This window comes from Tessaracoccus sp. SD287 (genome assembly GCF_017355265.1).
Classification (GTDB): Bacteria; Actinomycetota; Actinomycetes; order Propionibacteriales; family Propionibacteriaceae; genus Aestuariimicrobium.
Genome location: NZ_JADIJQ010000028.1, coordinates 1 through 25,990, shown reverse-complemented (window position 1 = coordinate 25,990; position 25,990 = coordinate 1). Strand labels below are relative to the sequence as shown.

Genomic DNA, 25,990 nt, shown 5'->3' with positions numbered 1-25,990 from the left:
GCATGCGCAAGCGGATCCTGGTCGCCTACGGAACCCGGCCAGAAGCAGTCAAAGTTGCCCCCCTCATCAACCGACTCGCCGAATCGCGTCATCTCGAGCCCGTCGCGGTCATCACCGGCCAGCACCAGCAGATGCTTGACCAAGTCAACGCTGTCTTCGGCATCACCCCCGCGCACAACTTGGAAGTGTTCGAGTCCGGACAGTCGCTCAACACGTTGTCGGCGAAGGTCCTGAGCGGCATCGACCAGCTGCTGCTGGACATCGAGCCCCACGCGGTGCTCGTCCAGGGTGACACCACCACGGTGGCCATGTCGGGCATCGCCGCCTTCAACCGACAAATACCGGTAGTTCATCTGGAGGCGGGACTGCGCTCGGGCAACATTCGTGAGCCCTTCCCCGAGGAAGGCAATCGCCGCCTCGTGGGACAGGTCGCCGCCCTGCATCTGGCCCCGACCGCCGAAGCGCGGGAGAACTTGCTGCGCGAGAACTTCCCCGCCAGGGATGTCGTGGTCACTGGCAACACCGTCATCGACGCGATCCTGAAGGCGTCCCAATTGCCGAGGGCCTTCAGTGACCCGCGGGTGTCCGAGGTCGTCGCCAGCGGACGCCGCATCATCCTGTTGACCGCGCACCGCCGCGAGAACCTCGGCGCCCCGATGCGAGCCATCGCCGACGCCGTGGCAGAGCTGGCCCGCCGGTTTCCCGCAGCCACCATTATCTTCCCGGCGCACAAGAACCCGCACGTACGCCAGGCGTTCCGGCCAGCACTGGAGTCGCTGAGCAACGTGATGCTGATTGAGCCGTTGGACTACGTGGAGTTCGTCCACCTGCAGCAGGCGTCCTACCTGGTGCTGACCGACTCGGGCGGTGTGCAGGAAGAGGCGCCGAGTCTTGGAAAGCCGGTGCTGGTGTTGCGCAACAACACGGAACGACCTGAGGCCGTGACCGCGGGCACCGTGCGACTGGTCGGCACCGACACCGACCGCATCGTCGAAGAGGCCAGCCATTTGATGAGCGACACGAACGCTTACCAGGCCATGGCGCAGGTTGCCAACCCCTACGGCGACGGAAACGCGGCGGAACGTAGCGTGGCCGCGATGGAACACCTGCTCGGCGTTGGGGAGCGACTGCCGGACTTCGTGCCAGCAGGAGCCGACGAATCAGCAGCGTGAGTGTCTCGTCAGCGCAAGCTGTCGTAAAGGTCCGCATACAGCTGGGCGTTGCGGTGCCATGTCCGTCCCGCCGCCCACTGGCGGCCTCTGGCGGCTCGCTCGGAGGAAGCGGCACGATCATCCATTGATGCGGCCAAGGCTCTGGCCCAGGCGTTGTCATCCTCGGCCGTGACCAGAAGGTTTCCTGACGGTTCCAGAAGCTCCCTCAGGGCAGGCAGGTCACTGGCGATGACGGGACGGTTCAGCGCGAGTGCCTCCACCGGCTTGAGCGGTGTTACCACCCTGCACACCGGAGTGTCCTTGCGGGGGACCGCCACCACGTCCAGCGCTGCCATCCACTCGACGGCCGCTGACCGCGCCAGCCGGCCGGGGAAGAGGCACTGGTCGTCGATGCCGAGTTCGCGAGCCAAGGCCATCAGTCCTGGTCGACTGACACCGTCCCCACCGATGGCGCAGCGAATGTCTCGGCCCTCGGCCCGTAGCCGCGCCACTGCCCGCAGCAGGGTGTCCAAGCCCTCGTAGTCCACCAGCGAGCTGACTGTCCCCACCCAGTGTCCTTGCTTGGGCAGGCCAAGGTGGGCCCGGGCCTCGGCGGGTGCGGTGTGATGGCTCAGCAGCGACGGCGAGACTGCATTGGGGGCGACCGTGATCTTGTCAGCGGGTACGCCCCGATCGATCAGGTCCTGCTTCTGGACCTGCGACAGGACCACCACCGCATCGGCGGTCCTCGCGGCATCGGTTTCGCGGGCCCGCTGCAGCGCCATTCGCTCACTGGTCCTCGCCGGCTCCCGCAGCCTGTCGGGACGGGAGGCGAGCCAGGTCAGTTCGAGTTGGCCACGCATCTCGTAGACCCATGGCAGGTCGAAGCGGTGGGCCACCGCCTGCACGGCGATGGCGTTGGTGTGGTCCGTCGTGGTGTGCAGCACCTGGGGACGCACCTGCTCGACGACGGCGGCCAGCCCTTGCGCCTGGGCCCTGAGCCGGGCCGCCAGGGTCAGGGGCAGCCAGCTCGGCTGCAACCGATGCATCGAAATGCCGTCGATCACGTCGAGATCGGCGGCCAGCAGCTTGCCGATCGCCGCCGGATAGCCGACACGCGTGACGGCCTCGACGCGCCAGCCCAGCTCACGTTGCGCCGTCATCAAGGAGTGGCTGCGCGCGGTGTAGCCGGACACGGTGTGCGGCAACGAACTGGTCAGTGCGTGCACGACGGTGCGAGGTCGTGGGTGAAAGGGTCGAGCGGTACTGCTGCTGGCCCCATTGAGGAGCGGCCACACCCCGGGAGTCATCATCAGCCGTTCGCTGCGCGTGGTCCGGGCCAAACGGGAACGTTCGGGCAGCTCGTCCAGAGCGGTCTGGTAGTCGCCCCGACGCAGGGCGGCCAAGGCTTTCATCCGGCCGGACATCAACCGGGGCGGGACGAGGTGGTCGAGCCCGTGATGGAGTGCGACGCTCGTCGCGAGTCGGTCCAGCAGGCCTGCGCCGGGTTGGCCGGCCGCCCACTGGTCTGCCGCGCCCCCCACGGCGAGGGACTGGTCGGCGAGGTGCGCGGCGACTACCTGCCACGCGATCGGACCCCGTCCCAGCGGGATGCGCCGGGCCAGTCCCAGACGGCGGGTCACCTGCACCGCGAAGCTGGCGTGGTCCCCGCCCAGGTGATGCAGGACGACGCTGCCCGCCAAGGCACCCTTCCGGAGCAGCGACGTTGCAGAGGCCCTCACCGTGACCGGCCCCAGCGGCCGCGTCGGCTCTTCGTCGCATGGGCGTCAACGACGGTGCGAAGCACATCCTCCACGGACTGGGCCTGCTGGCCGCGGTCCGCGTGCTCAGCGAGCCACTGGTGACCCCCGTCGCTGACATCCAGGAGGGCTCTGTCCTCGGCGAGGCGGCACCACAGGTCGGCCAGGGCGACCGGGTCCTGCGGTGCGACGACGTGTCCGGCCTGGGCGTCGGTGATGATGTCGGCGGTCTCCCCGGCGACGCTGCCGGTGATGTGTCGTCCCGTCGCCAGCACCTCATACAACTTGGAGGGCACGGTGAGCCGCATCGCCGACCAATCGCGCAGCATGATCAGAACGGTGTCCGACCACGAGTACTGCGCGGCGACTTCGGTGATGGGGATGGGTGGGAGCAACTGCACCGGGGCACCGGTTCGTTGGATGTACTCGTCGATGGCGGCGACGTGGGCGCCCTTGCCCAGGATGCGAAGCGTGATGGGAACCCCGCGCTGCTGGACCAGCAGCGCGGCCTGGACGGCGGTGGCCAGGCGTTGTGCCCGTCCGACACTGCCCAGATAGAGGACGCGCAGTTCGGCGTGGTCGCGCTCGCGTGGTGCCACCACCAACGCGTGGGCGTTCACATTGCGGGCCAGTCTGACCGGTTCGCGTACCTTGCCCTGCAGGTCGCGGGCGAGCGACTGGGACGTGACCACGGTGCCGGCGGCCCTGCGCTCCAGCCACCACATCACCGTGGTGAGCACCTTCGCGCCTGCGCCGATCAGCCGTCGCGGGGCGGTGGCGGGCCGGGTGCCGTCCTCCTCCCACTGGTCCATTTCGGACAGCAGGTGCGGCCAGGCGTCACGCAATTCGAGCACCATCGGTGCCCGCAGCAGTCGGCTGGCCAGCCATCCCGTCGGCAGGGTGAGCAGGGCTGGGACGGTGGCCGCCACCGCGTCAACGTCGTGCACCTTGGTCGCGCGGGCGAGCATCTGCACTGAAGCCAGGGCCTCGTTCAGCAGGCGGCGGCCCAGCCCCATGCCTGGGACGAGTGCGCGAACCTCGTGAATGACCAGACCGGGATGGTCGGAGACGCGCACCGGATGGTTGGCCCAGCGTGGCACCACGACCGTCACGCGGTGGCCACGCGCCAGCATCTCCCGCGACACCCACGAGCAGCGGGTGGCGTGAGCACCGGTGTCAGGCGGGAAGTGTTGGGTGAACAACAGGACGTGGATGGTCGCTCCAGAAATGTGTGATGTGGACACATCCTACAAGCGCAGGTCGTCCTTCGTTGGGGGCCGTCGGCGCGACGTCCCAGCGAAAATGCTAACGTCAAACGCGCGAGTGTGCCACGGCGCCCCGGCCGTCGCCGCAACGGAAGGCTTGGCTGATGGAAACAATCGTCGTGGTCGGATTGGGCTACATCGGACTGCCCACCGCGGCGGCGCTGGCCCGGGCTGGTCACCGGGTCATCGGGGTGGACGTCAGCGACCGGCACGTCGATGCGGTGAACCGGGGCGAGGTGCCGTTCGTGGAGCCCGACCTGGCCGATGTGGTCAAGGACAACGTCGATGCCGGCAGGCTCAGCGCCACCAAGACCACCCCAGCCGCCGACGTGTACATCATTGCCGTCCCGACGCCCTTCACCGAGGGCCACCGTGCCGACCTGAGCTACATCGACGCAGCGACCAACGCCATCGCACCCCAGTTGTCCGGTGGCGAACTGGTCATCCTGGAGTCGACCTCACCGCCCGGAACCACCGACCACGTGCGCGCCGTGCTCGCCAACGCCCGCCCCGAACTGACCGATCTGCAGTTCGCCCACTGCCCCGAACGGGTGCTACCCGGTCGGATCATGGTGGAACTGGTCACCAACGACCGCATCGTCGGGGGGCTCTCACGCGAGGCCGCCGAGCGCGCCGCCGCGATCTACAAGAGCTTCTGCGAAGGCCAGATTCACCTCACCGATGCCGCCACCGCGGAAATGGCAAAGCTCACCGAAAATGCGTTCCGCGACGTGAACATTGCCTTTGCCAATGAACTGTCGGTGATTGCGCAACACCTCGGTATCGATGTGTGGGAATTGATCGACTTGGCCAACAAGCACCCTCGTGTCAACATCCTGCAGCCCGGCCCCGGTGTGGGTGGTCACTGCATCGCCGTCGACCCGTGGTTCATCGTCTCGAGCGCCCCGGAGCAGACCAAACTGATCCAGCAGGCGCGCGCAGTCAACGATGCCAAGCCGGAGTGGGTCATTGACCAGGTGCGCGAACGCATTGCATCGCTGCAGAGCCCCGTGGTCGCCGCGCTGGGGTTGGCGTTCAAGGCGGACGTCGATGACCTGCGCGAGTCCCCGGCCATCCAGATCGTGGAGCGTCTGGCCCGTGAGTTCCCCGACGCCCGCATCCTGGCCGTGGAGCCCAACATCCAGGAACTGCCGAAGGATCTGGCCGGCCGAGGGGTGACCCTCGCCGAGCTCCCCGAGGCAATGGATGAGGCCGACGTCGTGCTCATGCTGGTCGACCATCGCGAGTTCCGGGAGATCCCGGCCGAGGCACTGACCGGAAAGCAGGTCATCGACACCAAGGGTGTGTGGCGCAAGCCCCGCAACGCGACTGTCTGATCAGGAGTAGGGGAGTCCTGCTCCCTACTGGCGGCGGCTGTGCTGGCGGGTTGCGCCCTCAGCCGGCACCGCAGGACGCCCGGACGATCAATCGGGGCCTGATCAGCACCTGCTGGACCGGCGCCCGGGACCCTTCGTCCATCCGATCCACGATGAGCTGGGCGGCAACCCGTCCCAGTCGGTACTTGGGGGGAGCGACCGCAGACAAAGGGACCCGGGCCAGGTCGGCGGTCTCGTCGTCGTAGGACACGATCGCCAGGTCACCGGGGGTGCGCCGCCGCCGTTCCAGCCAGCGGTCCACGAGCACGCTCGCTTCTTGGTCGCCGTGCACCAGCACCGCAGTCAGCCCAGCCGCCACGATCTCGTCGATCGCCCGTCCCACCTGCTGCGGCCAGCGCTCGTCCACCGACCAGACGGTCGGTTCGAGGCCCAGGTGCTCGCAAGCCCACAGGTAGCCCTGCCGCACCTCCGGCGCAGTCACCGGCTGCACCCGGGCCACCAGTCCGATCCGGTGATGCCCCAACCGGGCCAGGTGCCGAATCGCGTCAATGGCGCCGGCCCGGTGGTCACTGCAGACGTGGTCGAAGTCGTCGTCTGGCCCCCAGTCGGCCAGCCTGCGTTCGACCAGCACCAGGGGTAGCCGGGCACGCAGCTCGTCCAGCCTCGTCCACGGGTCGTCCCAGTCGCTGAGGGCCGGCGTGCAGACCAGTCCGTCCAGGTCTCGGCTGAGCAGTGACTGCAGTGCGGCGTCCTGTCGTCCCGGGTCGTTCTCGTAGGTGGCGACGCTGGTCGCCATCCCCAGCCGTGCCAACGTGGTCTCCAATCCGGCGAGCACCCGGGGATAGTAGAGACGAGTGTCGGGAATCAACACACCGACGCGACGCTGGCCCGCACGAGCCCTGGGGGACGGATCGCAGACGAAGGTGCCGGCTCCCTGACGGCGCTCCACCAGACCCTCGTCGATCAACTCGTCGACGGCTCGACGCACGCTGTTGATGGACAGACCGCGGCTGGCGGCCAACTCGTCCTGGGTCGGTAGTTTCTCGCCCGCCACCCAGCTGCCCGCCAGGATTCCGCGGCGCAGGTCAGCCGCCAGCAGCGAGTACTTCAACCCCCGGGTCATGCGACCACTGTGCCGCGACCTCGTCGTCCAATTCTGGCAATCATGCTGGATTCATCCCGTCGCGGTGGGCTGCCATGGCAGGAACCACATCGAAAGGTACTGCAATGGTGCTGACCCATCCGATTCGGCGACTCCTGGCCCTGATCCTGTCCTGCGCGTTGGTCGTGGGCTTCCTTGGCCACCAGCCGGCGCGAGCCCAGACCGGCGAGCTGATCACCAACGGTTCCTTTGCCTCGATCGCGGGCACTGGGCTGCCCACCGGATGGTCGGCCTGGAACCCGACCGGTGACGCCACCACCGTCCTCGAGCCCACCGCCGGACCCCAGGGTGGCCCGGCCGTGCGGATCAGCGCCAACCCCGGCACCGACACCACCGACCGTTCGGCGATCGTCCAGCGGATCGCGGTCAGCGACGCCACGCCCCGCACGCTGACCTTGTCGGCGTCCATGAAGGCCGAAGGGCTCAGCGCCACCAACTGGACCTCGCTTCGCCTGCAGGCCCGTAACGCCGCCAACGCCACCACGGTTGCCGTGATGTACGTGGGCAGGGACACCGGGTCCTACGACTGGCGGAAGGTGTCGCAGACCATCGAGCTGCCGCTGGGCACCACGACCGTGATGGTCGAGCCCATGCTCGACCGATCCGGTGGCACCGTCTGGTTCTCGAACGTCTCCTTGAAGCCGTCCTCGGCCGTCGGCAATGTCCAGGCCTCGGTCACCGCGGCCGGGGTGACCGAACTCGGGTGGAGCTTCACCGGACTGGACCCGCACCACTACGCCATCTTCCGCGCGGACGGGGACGCTGACCCCACGCTGGACGTCGACCACCTGGTCGGCACGGCCTGGGCCGCGACCTGGGCAGACACGGCGACCCGACCGGGGCAGGACTACACCTACGTGGTCCGAGCGTTGGACGCCAACGGCAAGACCCTCGCCGACTCCGACCCGGTCACCGTCCGCACCCCGGCATCGTTCACCTCCCCCCAGGCCAACACCGTGATCACCGCCGTCCAGATCGGCCAGGACATTAGGGCCGGGTGGACGCTGGGTGCCGACGTTGACCCCGGCACGCCGCTGTCGGTCTGGGTCTCGCACAAGCCGATGGACTCACCGCAGCCGCCCGCCCAGCGGGTCGCCGAGGTCGCTCCCGAGCAGACGTCGGTCACGCTCATCCGCCCGCACCATCTGAACCAGCAGGTCTACGTGCACCTGGTCGCGGACGGACGAATCCTCGCCTCCAGTCGGGTGGGGAACTCGACCCATCCCCGCACCGTGCTGACCACCGAGGTGCTCAGGGGCATCCGCCAGAACCTCGATCAGGAGCCGACCATCACCGGGGCCTGGCAGGACGTCAAGAAGCGACTCGACACCGACACCTACGGCGCCGGCACCGCGAACGCGCTGTACAAGGCGCGGGAGGCCGCCTTTGTCTTCCAGGTCACCGGCGAGCAGAAGTACGCCGAGATCGCCTATGAGGCAGCCCTCGACGGATCGGCCCACGTGGTGGCCTACGAGGTGAACATGGGTCTGGAACTGGGACGGGCGATGCTGTTGCTCGGCCCGATCTATGACTGGGCGTACCCGGGCTGGACCGACCAGCAGCGCGCCACCGTGCGACAGCTGATCATGAAGGGCTCCGACCTGTTGAGCACCTACCACCACGACGCCCTCGACAATGTCGAGAAGACCAGCAACTGGATCGCCGTCGCCCGAACCACCGAACTCGCCGCGCTGATGGCGATTCGCGGTGACGGTGAGGCCGGCCTGTACGAGGGACGCATCGCCTTCCTCACCGACCAGGTCATGCAGCACCTGGCCCAGGGATACACCGCCAACGGTTACACCCAGGAGGGCTGGGACTACCTGCACTACGCCGGGCTGTACATGCTGCCCAGTGCCTACGCCGCCATGGATGCCGGCATGATCGACCTGCTGCCACACCTGCAGCGTCCGCAGTGGTGGAACGTGGCCCTGCACACCCTGTCGGCACGGCCCACGTTGAACATGGCCCAGTGGGGGGTGGGGACCGAACGCAATCAGACCCACGGCATCATGCCGCTGCTGATGCCATTGACCCCCGCCGACGCCCAGCCCGGGCTGCGCTGGACCTATGAGGTGACCCGCGGCGCCAAGGCCCCGACGCCACTGTGGGACGGCACCCAGTCCCTGTTGACCGTCGTCTACTGGCAGCCGGGCCACAGCTCGCCGGACAAGCTGAAGGCACCCGCCGCGCACACCGCGATCCTGGACGACGTCCCCGGCTCGTACTGGTTCCGGTCGGGCTACACCGGTGCCGACGACGTGCTGGCGACGGTGAACAACCGCAACACCCAGCACAAGGGCTGGTCGGGGTCGGAGACCTTCGGTCTGTCGCTGCAGGGGCTCGACACCACCTGGGCCGTGATGGGCGCCAAGAGCACCAACCCGCTGATGTTCTCCAAGCCGCTGGTGGACGGCAAGCTCGAGACCCGCGGCCAGTACGAGACCGTGCGCGGTGAGGGCGTCACCCTCGCCTCGAAGGCCTACGCCGGACAGGGTGGGGGATACCTGCACCTGGACGGGTCAAAGAACTTCGAGGTGGCCACCGCCACCCGCGAGGCGGTGGTCGACCTGGGCAACCCTGCGGCCAAGGCGGTGCTTGCCTTCAATGACACCTTCGGCGATGACTCCTCGCACCGCTGGGACTGGCAGCTTCGCCCCGAAGCCGGGGTGGCGATCACCATCGCTGCTGACGGCCGCACCTTCACCTTCCGGCGCAGTGACCAGACCATGACCGGTGTCATCCTGGGGTCCGGCTACACCGTGGCGAACCTCGGCGGTACGCTGCGGATCAGCGCCACCGGCACCAGTGCCCAGTTCCGAGTGCTGCTGGCGGTCGGTGCCACCGACGTGGTCGTCCAGGACGACCACACCGTCCGGGTGGGGGAGGTCGCCTACGACCTGAACCGGCTGGGCGCCTTCGACGGCGGTCCGGCGTGAGGCCCCGTCCGGTTTGACCCGGCACGACCGGCCCCGTAGAGTGATCCCTCGGTGTTCCTGCACGTCTTTGTGGCGAATCAGGAACGAGGGCTCTCCCACTGACACCTGTCAGGGACGTGGCCGCACATCATGAATTTTCTGTCCAGAGGAAGTGGTCACGTGTACGCAATCGTGCGCAGCGGCGGACGCCAGCACAAGGTTGCCGTCGGCGATGTTCTTGAGCTCGACAAGCTCAACGACAAGGTCGGCAGCTCCGTCACCCTGCAGCCCCTGCTGCTCGTCGACGGCGAATCCGTCACCTCGGCGAAGGATGGCCTGGACAAGGTCACCGTCACCGCTGAGGTGCTGGCCGAGACCAAGGGTCCCAAGATCCGCATCATCAAGTACAAGAACAAGACCGGCTACAAGAAGCGCCAGGGTCACCGCCAGCGGTACACCCAGGTCAAGGTCACCGGGATCGAAGGCTGAGGAGCTGACCAATGGCACATAAGAAGGGCGCATCGTCCTCCAAGAACGGCCGCGACTCGAACTCGCAGCGCCTCGGCGTGAAGCGTTTCGGTGGCGAGCTCGTCAACGCCGGCGAGATCATCGTCCGCCAGCGTGGCACCCACTTCCACCCCGGCATCGGCGTCGGCCGTGGCGGCGACGACACCCTGTTCGCCACTGCTGCCGGCAACGTCAAGTTCGGTACCCGCCGTGGTCGTCGCGTCGTCGACATCACCCCGGTCGAGACCGCCTGAACCAGGCACCAGTTCTTCTTGACGGCGGGTCGTCCCTGAGGGGGCGGCCCGCCGTTGGCATGTCCGGCTTCCGTTGGCCGGGTGCATACCGGGCCGACGTGGGGGACATCCCACTAGACTTGCCCCGACAACCACACCTCTGGAGCACACATGGCAATCCCATCCTTCGTCGACCGCGTGACCATCAAGGTCAGTGCCGGCAACGGCGGGCACGGTGTTGCCTCGGTGCACCGCGAAAAGTTCAAGCCGCTCGGCGGCCCCGACGGCGGCAACGGCGGTGACGGCGGCTCGGTGATCCTCGAGGTCGACCCCCAGGTGACCACCCTGGTCGAGTACCACCACGGCTCCCACCGCAAGGCCAGCTCTGGCCAGCCCGGTCGCGGCGACCACCAGAGCGGCAGCAACGGTGAGGACAGGGTGCTGGTCGTCCCCGACGGCACCGTCGTCACCGACGTCGAGACCGGCGAGGTGCTGGCCGACCTGACCGGCGCCGGCGCCCGACTGGTCGTCGCCCGCGGCGGCAAGGGCGGGCTCGGCAATGCGGCGCTGGCCTCGGCCGCCCGCAAGGCCCCCGGCTTCGCCCTGCTCGGGGAGGACGGCGAGGAACGGACCCTGCAGCTCGAGCTCAAGGTCGTCGCCGACGTCGGTCTGGTCGGTTTCCCCAGCGCCGGCAAGTCCAGCCTGATCGCCGCCATCAGCCGCGCCCGTCCCAAGATCGCCGACTACCCGTTCACCACCCTTGTCCCGAACCTGGGCGTCGTGCTGGCCGGTGACGTCACCTACACCGTCGCCGACGTGCCCGGCCTGATCGAGGGCGCCTCCGAGGGACGCGGTCTGGGCTTCGACTTCCTGCGCCACATCGAACGCTGCCAGGCACTGGTCCACGTCATCGACACCGCCACCTTCGAGCCCGGACGTGACCCGATCAGCGACCTGCGCACCATCGAGGCCGAACTGGTCGCCCATGGTGGCCTGGAGGATCGTCCCCGCATCGTGGCCCTGAACAAGATCGACGTGCCCGACGGCGCCGAGATCGCTGCCATGGTGCAGGCCGACATCGAGGCCATGGGCCTGCCGGTCTACCCCATCTCGACCAAGTCGGGCGAGGGCCTCAAGGCGCTCACCTACGCCATGGCCGAACTGGTCGAGAAGCGTCGCGCCACCCTGCCGCCGCCCAAGGTCGCCCCGACCGTGCTGGCCCCCCGGGCCGTCGACGGCGGTGCCGACTTCACCATCAAGAAGATGGGCGACGGCGAGGGCGGTTTCATCTGGCGGGTGCGCGGCAGCAAGCCCGAACGCTGGGTGCGCCAGACCGACTTCAACAACCCCGAGGCCGTCGGCTACCTGGCCGACCGGCTCAACCGGCTGGGCGTCGAGGACAAGCTGGCCAAGCTGGGCGCCGTCCAGGGTGACGCGGTGGCGATCGGGGGCGAGGACGCGGTCATCTTCGACTTCGCCCCGCAGATCGACACCGGCGCCGAGATCCTGTCGCGCCGCGGCGAGGACCAGCGCCTGATGACCGAGCGTCCCGCGGCCACCCGCCGCCGCGCCGAGGACGAGCAGTACCACGAGGCCCGCGCCGAACGCGGCGTGGTCGGTCGCGACTCGACCGGCCGCTCGTGGCGTGCCGTCGACTACGCCCTGACCGGGCTGGACGAGGACGAGCGGACCGGCCCGAAGGTCGACCCGCAGGCATTGTGGGACGAGGACTGGCAGGACGACGAGGTCGACCCCGCCGTCCCGACCGCCGCCGATGCCGCCCTCAATGACCTGGACGACGGGCTCACCGAGGACGACCTGTCCGACGACGACCACGAGGTCGAGGTGGAATGGGCGGGCAATCCCGATGAGCGCTGAGGCCACCCGCGAGGCGCTGCGGGCGGCACGTCGCATCGTGGTCAAGGTCGGTTCCTCGTCGCTGACCACCGCCGAGGGCGGGCTCGACCGGGACGCCCTGACCCGGGTCGTCGACACCCTGGTCGACGTGCGCGCCAGCGGCAAGCAGATCGTGCTGATCTCCTCCGGGGCGATCGCCGCCGGGTTGGGGCCGTTGGGCATGACCAGCCGTCCCGGCGGGCTGGCCGCCCAGCAGGCCGCCGCGTCGGTCGGCCAAGGTTTGCTGATGCAGGCCTACACCGAGGCCTTCGGACGCCAGGGCCTGCCGGTCGGCCAGGTGCTGCTGACCGTCGAGGACCTGACCCGACTGTCCACCTACCGCAACGCCGCCCGCACGCTGAGCACCCTGCTGCGGCTGCAGGCGGTGCCGGTGGTCAACGAGAACGACACCGTCGCCACCCACGAGATCCGCTTCGGCGACAACGACCGGCTGGCCGCGCTGGTGGCCCAGGTCGTCCACGCCGACGCGCTGGTGCTGTTCACCGACGTCGACGTGCTGTACACCGCGCACCCCTCCGAACCGGACGCCGCCCCGATCCACCACGTGCCCGACATTGACGCGCTGCAGGTCGACACCTCGCGGATCGGGTCGTCGGTGGGCACCGGCGGCATGGCCACCAAGCTGGAGGCCGCCCAGATCGCCACCAGCGCCGGCATCCCGGTGCTGCTGACCAGCACCGCCAACATCCGTCCGGCGCTCTACGGCGAACAGGTCGGCACCTGGTTCGACCCGGTCGACAAGCGCCGCCCCCGTCGGCTGCTGTGGTTGGCGCACGTGTCCAACACCCGCGGGCGGCTCATCCTGGACGCCGGCGCCGAGAAGGCGCTGCTCGAGCGGCACGCCTCACTGCTGGCGGTCGGCGTCACCGGGTTCGACGGCGACTTCGTGGCCGGTGACCCCGTCGACATCGTCGGCCCGCACGGGCGTCCCATTGCCCGCGGACTGATGGGGTTCTCATCCGAGGAACTGCCGGCCATGCTCGGCAAGTCGAGCCAGGAACTGGCCGACGCGCTGGGCCCGCAGTACGAGCGGGTGCTGGTGCACCGCGACGCGCTGATCCTGCTGCACCCCCCGGTCGGCGGACACTGAGAGTCGCATAGACTCGCCCTCGTGCCCGTCGTCGACATCGTGGGGTGGTTCGCCGCCGCCATCAGCGCAGCCCTCTCGCTGCCGCAACTGGTCCGCCTGATCCGTGCGGGCACCTCCGCCGGTCTGTCCCTGTTGCTATGGCAGTGCCTGATGGCCGCCGGTTTTGGCTGGACGGTGCACGGCATCTCGGTCGGACGGCCCAACATGTGGCTGCCTAACCTGGCCATGGCGATCTGCTCGGTGGCCATCATCCGGCTGATCGCCCGCGACCGAAGGATCGGCCGGGTGCAGGCATGGGTGCTGCCGGTGGCGCTGCTGGCCGCCCTGGTCACCATTGACGCCCTCTGGGGCGCGGTCGCCTACGGGGTCGCCACGTCGGTGCCCCAGGTCATCGGCGCGGCGGCGCAACTGATCGACATCCTGCGCAGCGTCGACATTGCCGGGGTCAGCCCCTTCTACGTGACCATGGCGGTCGTGGTGCAGGGCGTGTGGCTGTGGTGGGGGGTGATGGCCAGCGAGAGCGCGGTGCTGGTCTCGGCCAGCGCCAACGGCTTCGTGGTGCTGTTGACCCTGATCGCCTATGTGGCCCGACGCCTGGGTGCCCCCGCGGTCGGTGCCAGCGGGGGAGTCACTCGTCCGCGGTCTGAGGCGCAGCATGACCTGGCCCGAGCTGAACAGATGCTGCCCACGGCGGAATAGATCGGCTGCGCGAATGCATCGTCGGACTCGCCAGTCCGATTCTTCGAGCCGACATGTGATCGTGGAGCCATGTTCACCAAGGCGAGATGCCACGTGGCTTCCCGACCCGCTTGGTCCCAGTAAGTGTCCCCCAGATGGCTCCAACCCACCGGAATCGCAGGGTCAAGGCCAACTGGGGGACAGTTACTGGGCCATCGCTGTCTCGGGATACGCCTCGGGTGGGGAGTGGCCCGTCCCTGATGGCCACGTCGTGGCCGCGGGCGGCGTCGCGAACGACCCCGACTAGGGTTGGGTCCATGACGTTCTCCGACCAGGCTCGTGCGGCCCGCGTGGCCGCCCGTGAACTCGCCACCGCCCAGCGCGACCGCAAGGACGCCGGGCTGCACGCCATGGCCGACGCCCTGCTCGCCGCCAGCCACGACGTGCTCGCCGCCAACGCCGTCGACGTCGACGCGGCCCGCGCCTCCGGGGTGGGCGACGCCATGGTCGACCGGCTCACCCTCACCCCTGCCCGGGTCGAGGCGATGGCCCAGGGCCTGCGCGACCTGGCCGGGCTCAACGACCCCGTCGGTGAGGTCGTCCGCGGCTGGCGGACCGCGACCGGATTGAGCATCCAGCAGGTGCGCGTCCCGATGGGGGTCATCGGCATCATCTACGAGGCGCGTCCGAACGTGACGGCCGACGCGGCCGGCATCTGCCTGAAGTCGGGCAATGCGTCCCTGCTGCGCGGCTCGTCGTCGGCCATCAACAGCAACCGGGCCGTGGTGGTCGCCCTGCGCGCCGGGCTCGAAGCGGCCGGGCTGCCCGCCGACGCCGTCAACCTGGTCGAGGGCGGACGCGAGGTCACCACCGAGATGATGCAGGCCCGCGGACTGGTCGACGTGCTCATTCCCCGCGGCGGTGCCGGCCTGATCAACGCCGTGGTCACCGGGTCACAGGTGCCCGTCATCGAGACCGGCACCGGCAACTGCCACCTCTACGTCGACGCCACCGCCGACCTGGACGTGGCCCTGGCGATCGCCATGAACGCCAAGACCCAGCGTCCGAGCGTCTGCAATGCGCTCGAGACGGTGCTGGTGCACACCGACGTCGCCGAGAAGTTCTGGGCGCTGGCCGACGCCGCCCTGGCCGGGGCAGGGGTGACGGTGCACGCCGACCCGGCCACCCGGACGCTGGTGCCGGGTGCGGTGGCGGCCAGCGAGGACGACTACGACGCCGAGGCGCTCAGCCTTGACCTGTCGGCCAAGGTCGTCAGCGGCATCGACGAGGCCATTGACCACATCCAGCAGCACACCACCGGCCACTCCGAGACCATCGTGAGTGAGGACGCCGCGGCCATTGAGCAGTTCGTGAACCGCGTCGACGCCGCCGCGGTGCTGGTCAACGCATCGAGCCGGTTCGTCGACGGGGGAGAGTTCGGCTTCGGGGCCGAGATCGGCATCAGCACCCAGAAGCTGCACGCCCGCGGCCCCATGGGGCTGGCCGAGATGACCTCGACGAAGTACGTCGTGGTCGGGCGCGGACAGACGCGGGCCTGAGGCCCGCCGGTTTCGACTAGGCTGGGGGCATGCTCGTAGCCCTCGTGTCCGCGGTGCACCCGATCTGGATCGGTGTCATCGCCTTTGCCGTCCTGTTCATCGCCCTGATGGTCCTGCGGACCATCGGCTCCGGTCGTCCCCACAGCTGAGCGTCACGCACTTGAGCACAGTCCCCGGCGTGGGTGGGTACCCGGCACCGCTGACTCCTCTGCAGGAACGGGGCACGCGCCGGTTCCGGCTGGGCGTCATGGGTGGCACCTTCGACCCGATCCACCACGGTCACCTGGTGGCCGCCAGCGAGGCGGCGTCCCGATTCAATCTGGACGAGGTGGTCTTCGTGCCCACCGGTATCCCGTGGCAGAAGGCGGGTCGCAGGGTCTCCCACTCCGAGGACCGCTACCTGATGACCGTCATCGCGACGGCATCGAACCCGCGGTTCTCGGTCTCGCGGGTCGACATTGATCGTCCGGGGGACACCTACACCGTCGACACACTCAAGGACCTGCGCGCCGAACGCGGACCCGACACCGACCTGTTCTTCATCACCGGTGCGGATGCGCTGGCCAAGATCCTGACCTGGCGTGGAGCCCACGAACTGTTCGACCTGGCCAAGTTCGTCGGAGTCTCGCGTCCGGGCATCGACCTGAGCGCCGACGACATCTCCCACCTGCCCGCCGACAAGGTCACCCTGCTGGAGATTCCGGCCATGGCGATCTCGTCGACCGCCTGCCGCGAACGGATCAGTGAGGACATGCCCATCTGGTACCTGGTGCCCGACGGCATCGTCCAGTACATCGCCAAGCGCGGCCTCTATGAGACCGGCTTCGCCAACCCCCAGAACAACCCACAGCCCATCGCGGGCGTGCCCGTCTCGCGCACGCCGCGCCCGGGCGAGAAGAATGAGGACGCATGACAGCCACCGATTACGCCATCAGCACCGCCAGGCTCGCCGCCCTGGCCGCCCAGGACCGCCACGGTGAGAGCATCATCGCCTTCGACGTGTCCGAGAACCTGGCCATCACCGACATCTTCCTGGTCGTCTCGGCCTCGAACGAGCGCACGGTGGGCGCCATCGTCGACGCGGTGGAACGCAAGCTGCGTGACGAGGCCAACCTGAAGCCGGTGCGCCGCGAGGGCGACCGCGAGAACCGATGGGTGCTGCTGGACTACCTCGACGTCGTGGTGCACGTGCAGCACAGCGAGGAGCGCGAGACGTACTCCCTGGAGCGGTTGTGGCGGGACTCGCCGACGATCGACCTGCACCTGCCCGAGCAGGGTCCGGTGGGTGCGGACGAGGACTCTGACCTGGACGAGGGCGTGTCCGATGAGGATCGTGGCTCGGACGAGGGCAGGGTTGCCCTGTGACGACCCTGGTGCTGATTCGCCACGGGCTGACCGACTGGAACGCGGCAGGACGCTTCCAGGGCCAACACGACATTCCGCTGAACGAGATCGGGCACCTGCAGGCGGCATCGATGGCCCGGGCGGTCTCGGCCATGGGTCCCCAGGTGCTGTACGCCTCACCGCTGACCCGCACCCGCCAAACCATGGCACCGCTGGCCGAGGCGACCGGACTCGAGGTCACCCACGACGACCGGCTGATGGAGATCCACGTCGGGCAGTGGGAGGGGATGACCGGCGACGAGGTCGACGCCATCGATCCCGAGTTCTTCGCGGGGCTGCGCGCCGGCCGGGACATGCGACGCTCTCCCACCGGCGAGACGGCCACCGAGACCGGTGAACGGTTCCGGCAGGCTTTGGTCGACATCGTGGCCAAGCACCCTGGCCAGCGGATCGCCGTCGTCAGCCATGGCGTGGCGCTGCGGCAGGGCATCGCGGCGTTCCTGGGCTGGGACTGGGGACTGAGCCAGCAGCTCGGGCATTACGACAACTGCTCGTGGGCGACCCTGGAGTTGCACCATGACAAGCAGTGGCGCCTGACCGGTTACGGCATCAACGCCGCGACCATGATGACGCTGCTGCAGGACCCGTCGGCCGAGCAACGCGACGAGTGAACGCCCTAGTGGCGGCTCGATTTCACATTTGCTGCGAGGGTGCGCTAATCTCTTCTAGTCCCAAGCGGCGGCCACGGCCAAGGTGAGGGAGCCCGCCGCAAGGCATGGGGCTATGGCGCAGTTGGTAGCGCGCTTCCATGGCATGGAAGAGGTCAGGGGTTCGAATCCCCTTAGCTCCACTTGATGGATGAAGGACCCCGCCGGTTGGCGGGGTCCTTTGTCGTTCCCGCCTCAAACGCACGGCCAGACACGCGGGCAGGTGATCGATATCACCGTCACGGTGGTGCTAGTCTCCCGCCTGCAAGATGTTTCATCTAATTTGCACAACTATGCAAATGGCTCAAGGGAGAGTTCCATGAAACGCATCCTCGTTGTCTGCGGCACCGGTGTCGCGACCTCAACGGTGGTGGTCAGCAAGATCCGCGACCACCTCCAGTCCAAGGGCCTGCAGGCCGACATCCGCCAGGGCAAGGTCATGGACCTGGTCAACGGCAACTTCGAGGCGGACCTCATCGTCGCCACCACCGAGGTGCCAGCTTCGGTCACCGTCCCCACCGTCGCCGCACTGCCGCTGCTGACCGGTGTGGGCGTGGACGCCGTCTTCGCCGAGATCGACAAGCACCTCAGCTGATCGCCGTGACCGCCTGATCCCGCATCCGGATCACCGGCCGCGACTCCCACGCATCCCCCAAGGAGTGGACATGGAGCGTTTCCTCACCCAAATCTCGTCCTACATCAACCTGCTGGGACCGTCGGTCGTACTGCCGGTCCTGATCACCATCTTCGGCCTCATCCTCGGACTGAAGTTCGGCAAGGCCTTCCGCGCCGGCGTCACCATCGGCGTGGGCTTCATTGGCATCAACCTCGTCATCGGACTGCTGGGCAACTCGGTCTCACCGGCGGCACAGGCCATGGCCGAGAACTTCGGTGTTGACCTGTCGGTCGTGGACGTCGGCTGGCCCTCCTCGGCAGCCATCGCCTTCGGCTCGACGATCGGTGCGATCATCATTCCGTTCGGCCTGGTGGTCAATGTCATCCTGTTGGCGGTCGGCCTGACCCGAACCTTTGACATCGACCTGTGGAACTACTGGCACTCGGCGTTGATCGGTGCGCTGGTGGGTTCACTGACCGGCAGCTTCTGGCTGGGACTCGCCTCGGCCGGCTTCCACCTGATGCTCGTCCTGGCGCTGGCTGACTTCACTGCACCCATCGTCCAGAAGTACTTCAAGCTGCCGGGCATCTCGTTCCCGCACGGCACCTCTGTTCCCTACGCCCTGCTGGCGATTCCGCTCAACGCCCTGTTCGACCGCATCCCCGGCCTGCGCAAGTGGGACGCCACCCCTGACAACATCCAGAAGCGGTTCGGACTGTTCGGGGAGACCATGATCCTCGGCCTGGTCCTGGGCCTGATCATTGGTCTGCTGGGGTACGGACTGAACGACTGGCGGGCGGACTCCGTCGCCATCTTCACCCTGGCGATGGCGCTGGCCGCCACCATGGTGCTGCTGCCGCGGATGGTCTCGCTGCTGATGGAGGGCCTCATTCCGATCTCGGACGCGGCCCGCGAGTTCGTCCAGAAGCGGTTCCCCGGACGCTCGTTCTTCATCGGCCTCGACTCCGCCGTCGCCGTCGGCAACCCCTCGGTCATCGCCGTCTCGCTGATCATGGTGCCGGTCACCCTGCTGATCGCCATCGCACTGGCACCGCTGGGCAACCAGGTGATGCCGCTGGTCGACCTGGCCACCCTTCCGTTCATCGTGGCGATCATGGTGCCCATCTTCCGGAGCAACATCATCCGTTCGGTGATCGGCGCCACCATCCTGATTGGCGGCGGTCTGTTCATCGCCACCGCCATCGCCCCCACCTTCACCAACGTCGCCCGCGACTCAGGCTTCGACGTGAAGGAGGGCGCGACCATCTCGTCCCTGGTCGACGGCGCCAACCCGCTCACCGGCCTGTTCATGGGTGCCGCCGGTCTGGGCCTGTGGGCCATCGTGGTGGTCTTCGTGCTGATCCTCGCCAGCACCTTCGCCATCATGAAGGTGACGCGTCGCCGCGAGCACGCAGCGGCCGCCGAACTTGCTGCGGCGAGCACCGAACCGGCTCTGGCCACAGCCGTCGCCGAACGGGCCGCCGAGGCCCAGTCCGACGCCGGGGGGATCACGCCGACCGACGTGCCCGCCACGTCGACGAATGCGCTGCGGGACGACTCCACCGGCAGTGGCGAGCCCCGGCGCACCGGCAACGATCCGCAGAACCCCACGGAGCGCTGACGTGGCGATGAGCCCGCTGGACGGCCTGTGCCTGGACGGACTGGCCGCCGACACCTGGTCCGAGGTCTTGGAGGCCATGGCCCTCGCGGCCGTCGAGCACGGCCATGCCCGTGACACCTTCCCGGCGGCCCTGGCCGAGCGGGAGCGGAACTACCCGACTGGCCTGCCGACCGAAGTGCCGACCGCGATCCCGCACTCCGACCCTGAACACGTCCTGACCACGGGCATCGGCATCGCCCGTCTCTCCGAACCGGTGGCGTTCGGCGAGATGGGCGGGTCAGGTGAGACGGTCAACGTGCAGGTCGTGGTGATGCTCCTGGTCAAGCCGGACGACGGGCACATGGCGGCCCTGACCGCGGTCCTGGAACGCGTGCAGGACAACGAGGCGATGACGTCCCTGCTCGCCGCCGAAGGCGATCAGGACCTGCAGCGGCGGGCGGCGCTGGTCTTCGGCGGCTGATCCGCCGCATCGGGTTCGGTGCCGGTAACGCTGTATGCAAGTTTTCGTCCCCCAGAAGGCCCAAGCCCCCCGGATATGGGGGGGCGAGGGCCACTGGGGGACAGAAACTTGCACACGGCCCGCCCAATCGGCGGCTGACCGGGGACCGCGCGGCGCCCACCGCACCGGGCACAATGGGATCCCTATGCCGAGCCCATCCGCCAGCACGTCCGCCGACCCATCGCTCACCCCGTCGGTCCGCCGAGCCGCCACCCGGCTGCGCCGCCGCCTACGCCGCCTCTCCCGCGCCATTGACCGAGTCGCCGAACTGGTGGGGTGGCACGTCCGCAACACGCCCCCGCGGCGCGACTGGACCCGTGGCCCCCGGGGCCGGGGCTGGGTCACCGAGACCATGCCGGTCGCCGAGCACGTCTGGGTCCGACACCACCGGCGTCGGGCACTCGGCGAGCGTCGCGGCACGCTGGTCTTCGTCCACGGCTGGGGGATGGCCGCCCGCTCGTTCAACGCGCTCACCGACGAGTTCATCGACGACCACGACATGGTGCTGGTCGACCTGCCCGGGTTCGCCGGCCTGCCCCACCCACCAGAGCCGAGCATGGAGCTGTTCGCCGCGGCCGTCGCCAGCGTCTGCCGCGACCTCGACCTGGGTCCGGTGACCCTGGTCGGGCATTCCACCGGCTGCCACGTCGCAACTGAGGCCGCCCTGCACGTTGACCTGCGCTCGCTGGTCCTGTTGAGCCCGCCGGACACCCGCGTCAGCGTTGCCCGCACCGCCGTGCGATTCCTGCTGACCAGCCTCCACGAACCCCGGCAGGCCAAGAAGTGGGCGCTGGCGAACTACCTGTGGGCGGGGGTGCGGTGGATGCTGGAGGTGGTCCCGCTGCTGCTCGAGTACGACCTGCTCGACACCGTCGCCCGACTGGACGAGCCGCTGCTGGTGGTGCGCGGGGAGCATGACCGGCTGTGCCCTGACGACTTCTGCGACGCGTTGTACGAGGCCGGGGGAGCGGTCTGTCGCACTGTGCCCGGCGCGGCCCACTCGTTGATGATTGCCACCGCACCGGCCGTCGCCCAACAGATGCGCCATGCGATTCGTTGACCGGGTGGCCGACTACGCGGTGGCCGTCACGACCAGCCTGAACAGTCTGCTGCCGCGGCCGGTGCAGCAGGTCCTGACGCCGGCCACCGGCGTTCCAGTCGTGCTGGTGCCCGGCGTCTGGGAGAACTCCCGCTACCTCACCGGTCTGGCCGACTGGCTGCGCGGCCAGGGTCACACCGTCCACGTCGTGCCGGGGCTCGGTTGGAACATCGGCTCGATTGGCCGCGGCGCCCGGATCGTCGCCGCAGAACTCGACCGGCTCGGGCTCGACCAGGTGCTGCTGGTCGCCCACTCCAAGGGCGGGCTGATCGGCAAGCAGGTGATGCTCGACCCCCAGCAGGGCGGACGGGTCCTCGGCCTGGTCGCGGTCGCCACCCCCTTTGCCGGTTCCCGCTACGCCAACTGGATGCTGCCCGGCACCGGCCTGCGCAACCTGCGTCCTCAGGATGCGGCGATCGTGGCGCTGGCAGGCCAACTGGAGGTCAACAGCCGCATCGTGCTGGTGCATCCACGCATTGACCCGCACGTGCCCGACGGGTTCAGCCTGCCGGGGGCCGCCGACGAGATCGAGATCGACACCACTGGCCACTTTCGGGTGCTGGACGACCCGCGGGCACGGCGCGCCGTCCTGGGCGGGCTGCGCCTGCTCGCCGACCAGAGTCGCCAGCAGTAGCGCCTCAGGCACGGCAGCCGGACGCCGGACGATTCCCGCGGAGAGGATCGGGCGGGCTGCCACCGGGGCAGCCCGTCGACGACCAGATCCTGGTCGACCACCCCACTGCCGGTGTGGTGCGGCGCCACTACGAGAAGGTGACCCGGCTCCCTGCGGAGGGGATCCGGGCAGGACAGGCAGCGAGCAGGTTGCGGGAGGCGGCCGCGGCGGCCGAGGCCGAGGTGCGTGGCCGTTACGCGCCGGTCACGGTGGCCAACCGCATCGCCCTACTCGAAACTGAACGCAGGCAGGCCGCCGGTGCTGAGGCGGAACGCGTCGAGGTGGAGTTGGGTTTCTGGTGCCAGGTTCGTGTTGGACAGATCGCTGTGGGTAGGGCAGTGGTGCTCGGTTCCGAGTCGATGGCGGTGGGTGGTCAGGTGAGGGTGGGCAGTCGCTGGTATGTCGTGACCCGGGTGAACGCGAAGACCGTGACGGTGGCTGGGCAGCAGGGACACGCCTCGAAGGTCCCCTATACCAAGCTCGATGAGCACCGCATCGGACAGGAACGCTCAGCCTGAGACGGTCAGAGCCTCGAGGAGACTACCCGGGAACTCGCTGCGCGGGCTGCGACGGGGCGAGTCATACATCAAAGGCACTGAGGGTGCGCATCGCCGGCCCCCACCAGCCACAGTCCCGTGTCGACACAGGACCAGGCCGCTCCAGATGAGTTGGACGGGACTGTGGATGGTACTGACGCTTAGGATCGGCACGAGTGCGTCCTACTCGATCATCATGTATGCGCTGCGTTGCAGTAAGGCGGTCACGAGCCGACCGTTAGGGTATTACCTATCGGGGAAGGATTGAGAGCTGGCTTGGGAGCGACAAGGACCCGTGTGGCTCGGTGCACTGACGGCGCAGCCCACGAGCGGTCGGCTTGGCTTCATGGCTCCATATCGATGAGTCCCAGCGCAGCGTATAGCGTGTCAGATGGTGGGCGCCGAAGGGCGCTCTGATGCTTACGACAGGATCAGGAGCGAGATGGCGACCTTCGACCTGCAGCGCCTCGGCAGCTTGGGCTTCCAGGATGTCGTAGCTGCGCTCGCGATCAAGGAATTCGGGGCTCAGGTGAACTCGATGGGGCGCGGCAAGGATGGTGGCCGCGACATGTTCGTGGTCAAGGGCCGCATCGCCTGGTCCGCTGGCGAAGACGGTAAGCCGGTAGAGGTTTGGTCCGGCACTACCGTCTTCCAGGTCAAGCACAAGGAAAGGCTTGAAGGCGCCGGGAAGGACGTTGTTGCGCTGTGGGCAAGGGTCAAGACAGAGCTTGACCTGTGGTCCCACCCGGACCGGGGTCGAGACATAGCGCCGGACAATCTCGTGATCGCCACAAACATCCCGCTTACCCCCGCCCCAGGCAGTGGCGGGTTCGACACTCTCAACACGAAGATTCGGCGATACCTTGATGCCCTGGATGACGATTCGGCGGAAGACAGCCTCCCCGAGCCAGCAGTGCGGGCGGCCCGGGAACTGAGGAGGGCTCGACGAGACCGAATGCGCAGGTTGGTCCAATGGCGTGTCTGGGACGGGAATCAGATCACTGCCCTGCTCAATGCTCACGGAGACGTACGTCGTGCTTTCGATGGATTCCTCACAGCCGGCGACGTGCTCGCCGACCTTTCGATCCTCGATCCGAACCTCAACCAGTCGCAGCTGCCGCTGGCCCTAAAGAAGCACGCCCGGACGGCACTCATGGCCGAACGCCGTGTCCACTTCGACGAAGCCGGGGGGGAGACCAAGGGTGTCCCAGTCGAGGACGTCGTCATCGACCTGCCGATCCTGTCGGGTGGGCGCCAAGTCAGTCGCGGGGTCATCAGCCACGTACTCGACCGGGGCGAACAGGTCCTTAAGCCGACCCTGACCCTATTTGAGAAGCCCCGACATCTGGTGCTAACTGGTGCACCTGGAAACGGTAAGTCGACGGTAGCCAAGTTTCTAACCCACGCCTACCGAGCTGTGTTCGTGAGCGAAGAAGTGGATCTCGGCGACGATCACAAGAACACAGTGGCCAGGACGAAGACCGCGCTTCAGCGAATCGGCGCAAGGGTTCCCGCCCACCGGCGATGGCCTGTGAACATCGACTTGGCCAAATACGCTTTGGAGCAACCGGGCAGTGATTACACGCTGGTGCGCTGGATCTCGACACACCTCAGCCAGCAGGTGGCATCCAAGAGCATCCCCGCTTGGGAGCTGCAGAGATGGTTGAAACGCTGGCCCTCGTTCATCGTCCTAGACGGTTTGGACGAGGTCACGGAGCCATCGGTCCGACAGACCCTGATCGCCAACATCGAGGCTTTCGCCGCAGACGCCGAATCTGAGGACTGGGACACCCTCATCATCGTGACAACCCGACCCACTGGCTATCAAGACGATATGCCATCCACAACCTTCCAACGCATCGATCTGTCTGACCTCACCGTTGACGACGCAGTCCACTACGGACGACTGGTCACCAAAGTGCGGGTTCCCGATGATCAGGACCGGCGGGAAGGGATCATTGCACTCCTAGAGGCCGCCGCCAAGGACGACGGGCTTAAGCACCTGCTCCGAACACCCCTCCAAACGCTCATCATGTCCATCATCGCGGAGTCTTCCGGTCAATTCTCACCAAGCCGATTTGCCCTCTTCTGGGGTTACTACCAAACGATTGAGCAGCGAGAGAAGAACAAGAAGCTCGGCTCGCTCCTGCGGGACCATGCGCAGCAGGTACTCGATCTGCACCTGCGCATCGGTCTCCTGCTGCAGAAGCAGACCGAGACAGCTTCAGGGGCTGATGCCGTCCTATCGCCCGAAGAGCTTCGAAACGTGGCCTGGCAGGTGCTCGCTGATGCCGGGTACGAGCCTTCCGGTAGAGACAAAGGACTTCTCGATCGGCTCCTGGCTGCAGCTACGCATCGACTCGTTCTGCTCGTGCCGCAACTCGGTGGTGGCTACGGTTTCGACGTGCGCTCACTTCAGGAGCTGATGGCTGCGTACTCACTGACAACCGGCAAGCTCGAGAAAACGATTCCGAACCTTCACCGTATCGGTGCCTCACCACACTGGCGCAACACCCTCCTCTTCGCTGCGGGTCGATACTTCTCCGAGCCCCAGCCGCACCAGAAGCAGGCAGTCATGGATCTCGTCCTGAACCTGGATGACGCCCCGGAACGCCTGGGATCCGTGTTCCCCGTCGGACCGAACGTGGCTATGGAGATCGTCGACGACGGGATGGTCACAGAGCCGAAATACCTGCACCCGCTGCTCGCCCATGCTCTAAAGGCACTCGACGAGCCCGCAGGGTTCGAGCAGATCAGCTACGCCCGCATGCTCATGTCGGCAGCAGCCAAGTCCCAGGCCGCCCTTGATCTGGTAGCCGAGGGGCTCCGTGATGCGCTCGGCAGCTTCACAACATCACGAAGCAACGCCGAAGCAGTACAACGAGCGATCTCAGGCATCGGAGGAGCAATCGACGCGACCCAAATGGTGCGCGGGCTGGCCATCGTGAAGCGTGACCCCTCGAAGACGCTCCCGGACGATCCTGACGTGGATTGGGCGAAGTTCTCCGCGACTCTGCATGAGAACTCAGAGAACGAAGCACTTCACAGCCTCTTCGAAGCCGCCCAAACAGCTGACGGACTCGAGAGTGACCAGCGCGACATTCTGGCAGGTCTTCTCGACGACGAATACGACGCCTTCGTCATTGGTGAGGCGCTGGGGGACATCAAGGATGGTGCACCGCACCTTATGGCAATACTCCGTCGCGACCTGCTCCCAAGCTTGTGGCGTCGACCAGTCGACCTGATCGAATAGCTGCGCCGGCAACAGGTGCGGGCACGGACTGGTAGCGAGTCGATCGACCGGGACAATCCGTAAAG

Annotated in this window: 22 protein-coding genes and 1 tRNA gene; 20 read left to right on the top strand and 3 right to left on the bottom strand. The window is 67.7% G+C overall.

What is annotated here, in order from left to right:
• Positions 1-2 precede the first annotated feature (2 nt).
• Positions 3-1,172 (top strand): non-hydrolyzing UDP-N-acetylglucosamine 2-epimerase, encoded by a 1,170-nt coding sequence (gene wecB, locus IPV09_RS11085; RefSeq protein WP_207475313.1) that lies wholly within the window; start codon positions 3-5, stop codon positions 1,170-1,172.
• A gap of 8 nt (positions 1,173-1,180) precedes the next feature.
• On the opposite strand, the gene IPV09_RS11080 is transcribed toward wecB, so the two are convergent.
• Together IPV09_RS11080 and IPV09_RS11075 are read right to left on the bottom strand one after the other, a co-directional pair.
• Positions 1,181-2,854, bottom strand: coding sequence for a glycosyltransferase family 4 protein (locus IPV09_RS11080; RefSeq protein ID WP_207475312.1), 1,674 nt, complete (start codon positions 2,852-2,854; stop codon positions 1,181-1,183).
• Positions 2,855-2,889: 35 nt separating this feature from the next.
• On the bottom strand, positions 2,890-4,155 hold the full coding sequence (locus IPV09_RS11075; RefSeq protein WP_207475311.1) for a glycosyltransferase family 4 protein: 1,266 nt from the start codon (positions 4,153-4,155) through the stop codon (positions 2,890-2,892).
• A gap of 125 nt (positions 4,156-4,280) precedes the next feature.
• Between IPV09_RS11075 and wecC the strand changes: the two genes are divergently transcribed.
• The gene (wecC, locus tag IPV09_RS11070) at positions 4,281-5,513 is read left to right on the top strand and encodes a UDP-N-acetyl-D-mannosamine dehydrogenase (protein WP_207475310.1); all 1,233 of its coding nucleotides are present in this window, start codon (positions 4,281-4,283) and stop codon (positions 5,511-5,513) included.
• 58 nt (positions 5,514-5,571) lie between these two features.
• On the opposite strand, the gene IPV09_RS11065 is transcribed toward wecC, so the two are convergent.
• A complete protein-coding gene (locus tag IPV09_RS11065) occupies positions 5,572-6,636 on the bottom strand; it encodes a substrate-binding domain-containing protein (RefSeq protein ID WP_207475309.1) in 1,065 nt (354 codons plus the stop codon).
• A 104-nt stretch (positions 6,637-6,740) separates the two neighbouring features.
• Here IPV09_RS11065 and IPV09_RS11060 point away from each other — a divergent pair, with 104 nt between their 5' ends.
• The 18 genes from IPV09_RS11060 (at position 6,741) to IPV09_RS10975 (ending at position 25,925) form a co-directional block, all read left to right on the top strand.
• Positions 6,741-9,614, top strand: coding sequence for a hypothetical protein (locus tag IPV09_RS11060; RefSeq protein WP_207475308.1), 2,874 nt, complete (start codon positions 6,741-6,743; stop codon positions 9,612-9,614).
• 159 nt (positions 9,615-9,773) lie between these two features.
• Complete coding sequence (gene rplU / locus IPV09_RS11055) at positions 9,774-10,082, top strand: 50S ribosomal protein L21 (protein WP_207475307.1); 309 nt, start codon at positions 9,774-9,776, stop codon at positions 10,080-10,082.
• An 11-nt stretch (positions 10,083-10,093) separates the two neighbouring features.
• Positions 10,094-10,354 (top strand): 50S ribosomal protein L27, encoded by a 261-nt coding sequence (gene rpmA / locus IPV09_RS11050; protein WP_207475306.1) that lies wholly within the window; start codon positions 10,094-10,096, stop codon positions 10,352-10,354.
• 150 nt (positions 10,355-10,504) lie between these two features.
• Positions 10,505-12,211, top strand: a complete 1,707-nt coding sequence (gene obgE / locus IPV09_RS11045) for a GTPase ObgE (RefSeq protein ID WP_207475305.1) — start codon at positions 10,505-10,507, stop codon at positions 12,209-12,211.
• Positions 12,201-13,340: a glutamate 5-kinase gene (proB, locus tag IPV09_RS11040; protein WP_207475304.1), complete on the top strand. Its 1,140-nt coding sequence runs from the start codon at positions 12,201-12,203 to the stop codon at positions 13,338-13,340. Before obgE ends, proB begins: the two co-directional genes overlap by 11 nt.
• A 21-nt stretch (positions 13,341-13,361) precedes the next feature.
• Positions 13,362-14,039, top strand: a complete 678-nt coding sequence (locus tag IPV09_RS11035; protein ID WP_207475303.1) for a hypothetical protein — start codon at positions 13,362-13,364, stop codon at positions 14,037-14,039.
• A 296-nt stretch (positions 14,040-14,335) separates the two neighbouring features.
• Positions 14,336-15,577: a glutamate-5-semialdehyde dehydrogenase gene (locus tag IPV09_RS11030; protein WP_207475302.1), complete on the top strand. Its 1,242-nt coding sequence runs from the start codon at positions 14,336-14,338 to the stop codon at positions 15,575-15,577.
• A 199-nt stretch (positions 15,578-15,776) separates the two neighbouring features.
• Complete coding sequence (gene nadD, locus IPV09_RS11025; RefSeq protein WP_242681533.1) at positions 15,777-16,490, top strand: nicotinate-nucleotide adenylyltransferase; 714 nt, start codon at positions 15,777-15,779, stop codon at positions 16,488-16,490.
• Complete coding sequence (rsfS, locus tag IPV09_RS11020) at positions 16,487-16,942, top strand: ribosome silencing factor (protein WP_207475301.1); 456 nt, start codon at positions 16,487-16,489, stop codon at positions 16,940-16,942. The genes nadD and rsfS overlap by 4 nt, the downstream gene beginning before the upstream one ends.
• On the top strand, positions 16,939-17,592 hold the full coding sequence (locus tag IPV09_RS11015) for a histidine phosphatase family protein (protein WP_207475300.1): 654 nt from the start codon (positions 16,939-16,941) through the stop codon (positions 17,590-17,592). Before rsfS ends, IPV09_RS11015 begins: the two co-directional genes overlap by 4 nt.
• 106 nt (positions 17,593-17,698) lie before the next feature.
• Positions 17,699-17,771, top strand: a tRNA-Ala gene (locus IPV09_RS11010).
• 176 nt (positions 17,772-17,947) lie between these two features.
• Positions 17,948-18,223 (top strand): PTS sugar transporter subunit IIB, encoded by a 276-nt coding sequence (locus IPV09_RS11005; protein WP_207475299.1) that lies wholly within the window; start codon positions 17,948-17,950, stop codon positions 18,221-18,223.
• A gap of 70 nt (positions 18,224-18,293) precedes the next feature.
• Entirely contained in the window at positions 18,294-19,865 is a 1,572-nt protein-coding gene (locus IPV09_RS11000) for a PTS galactitol transporter subunit IIC (protein ID WP_207475298.1), read from the top strand.
• Positions 19,866-19,872: 7 nt separating this feature from the next.
• Positions 19,873-20,325 carry a PTS sugar transporter subunit IIA gene (locus tag IPV09_RS10995; RefSeq protein ID WP_242681531.1) on the top strand — a complete coding sequence of 151 codons (453 nt, stop codon included), beginning with the start codon at positions 19,873-19,875 and terminating at the stop codon, positions 20,323-20,325.
• A gap of 184 nt (positions 20,326-20,509) precedes the next feature.
• The gene (locus tag IPV09_RS10990; protein ID WP_207475296.1) at positions 20,510-21,424 is read left to right on the top strand and encodes an alpha/beta fold hydrolase; all 915 of its coding nucleotides are present in this window, start codon (positions 20,510-20,512) and stop codon (positions 21,422-21,424) included.
• Positions 21,411-22,097, top strand: a complete 687-nt coding sequence (locus IPV09_RS10985; RefSeq protein ID WP_207475295.1) for a hypothetical protein — start codon at positions 21,411-21,413, stop codon at positions 22,095-22,097. The genes IPV09_RS10990 and IPV09_RS10985 overlap by 14 nt, the downstream gene beginning before the upstream one ends.
• A gap of 113 nt (positions 22,098-22,210) precedes the next feature.
• Positions 22,211-22,654, top strand: a complete 444-nt coding sequence (locus IPV09_RS10980; RefSeq protein ID WP_207475294.1) for a hypothetical protein — start codon at positions 22,211-22,213, stop codon at positions 22,652-22,654.
• 460 nt (positions 22,655-23,114) lie between these two features.
• Entirely contained in the window at positions 23,115-25,925 is a 2,811-nt protein-coding gene (locus IPV09_RS10975) for an NACHT domain-containing NTPase (RefSeq protein WP_207475293.1), read from the top strand.
• Positions 25,926-25,990 lie beyond the last annotated feature (65 nt).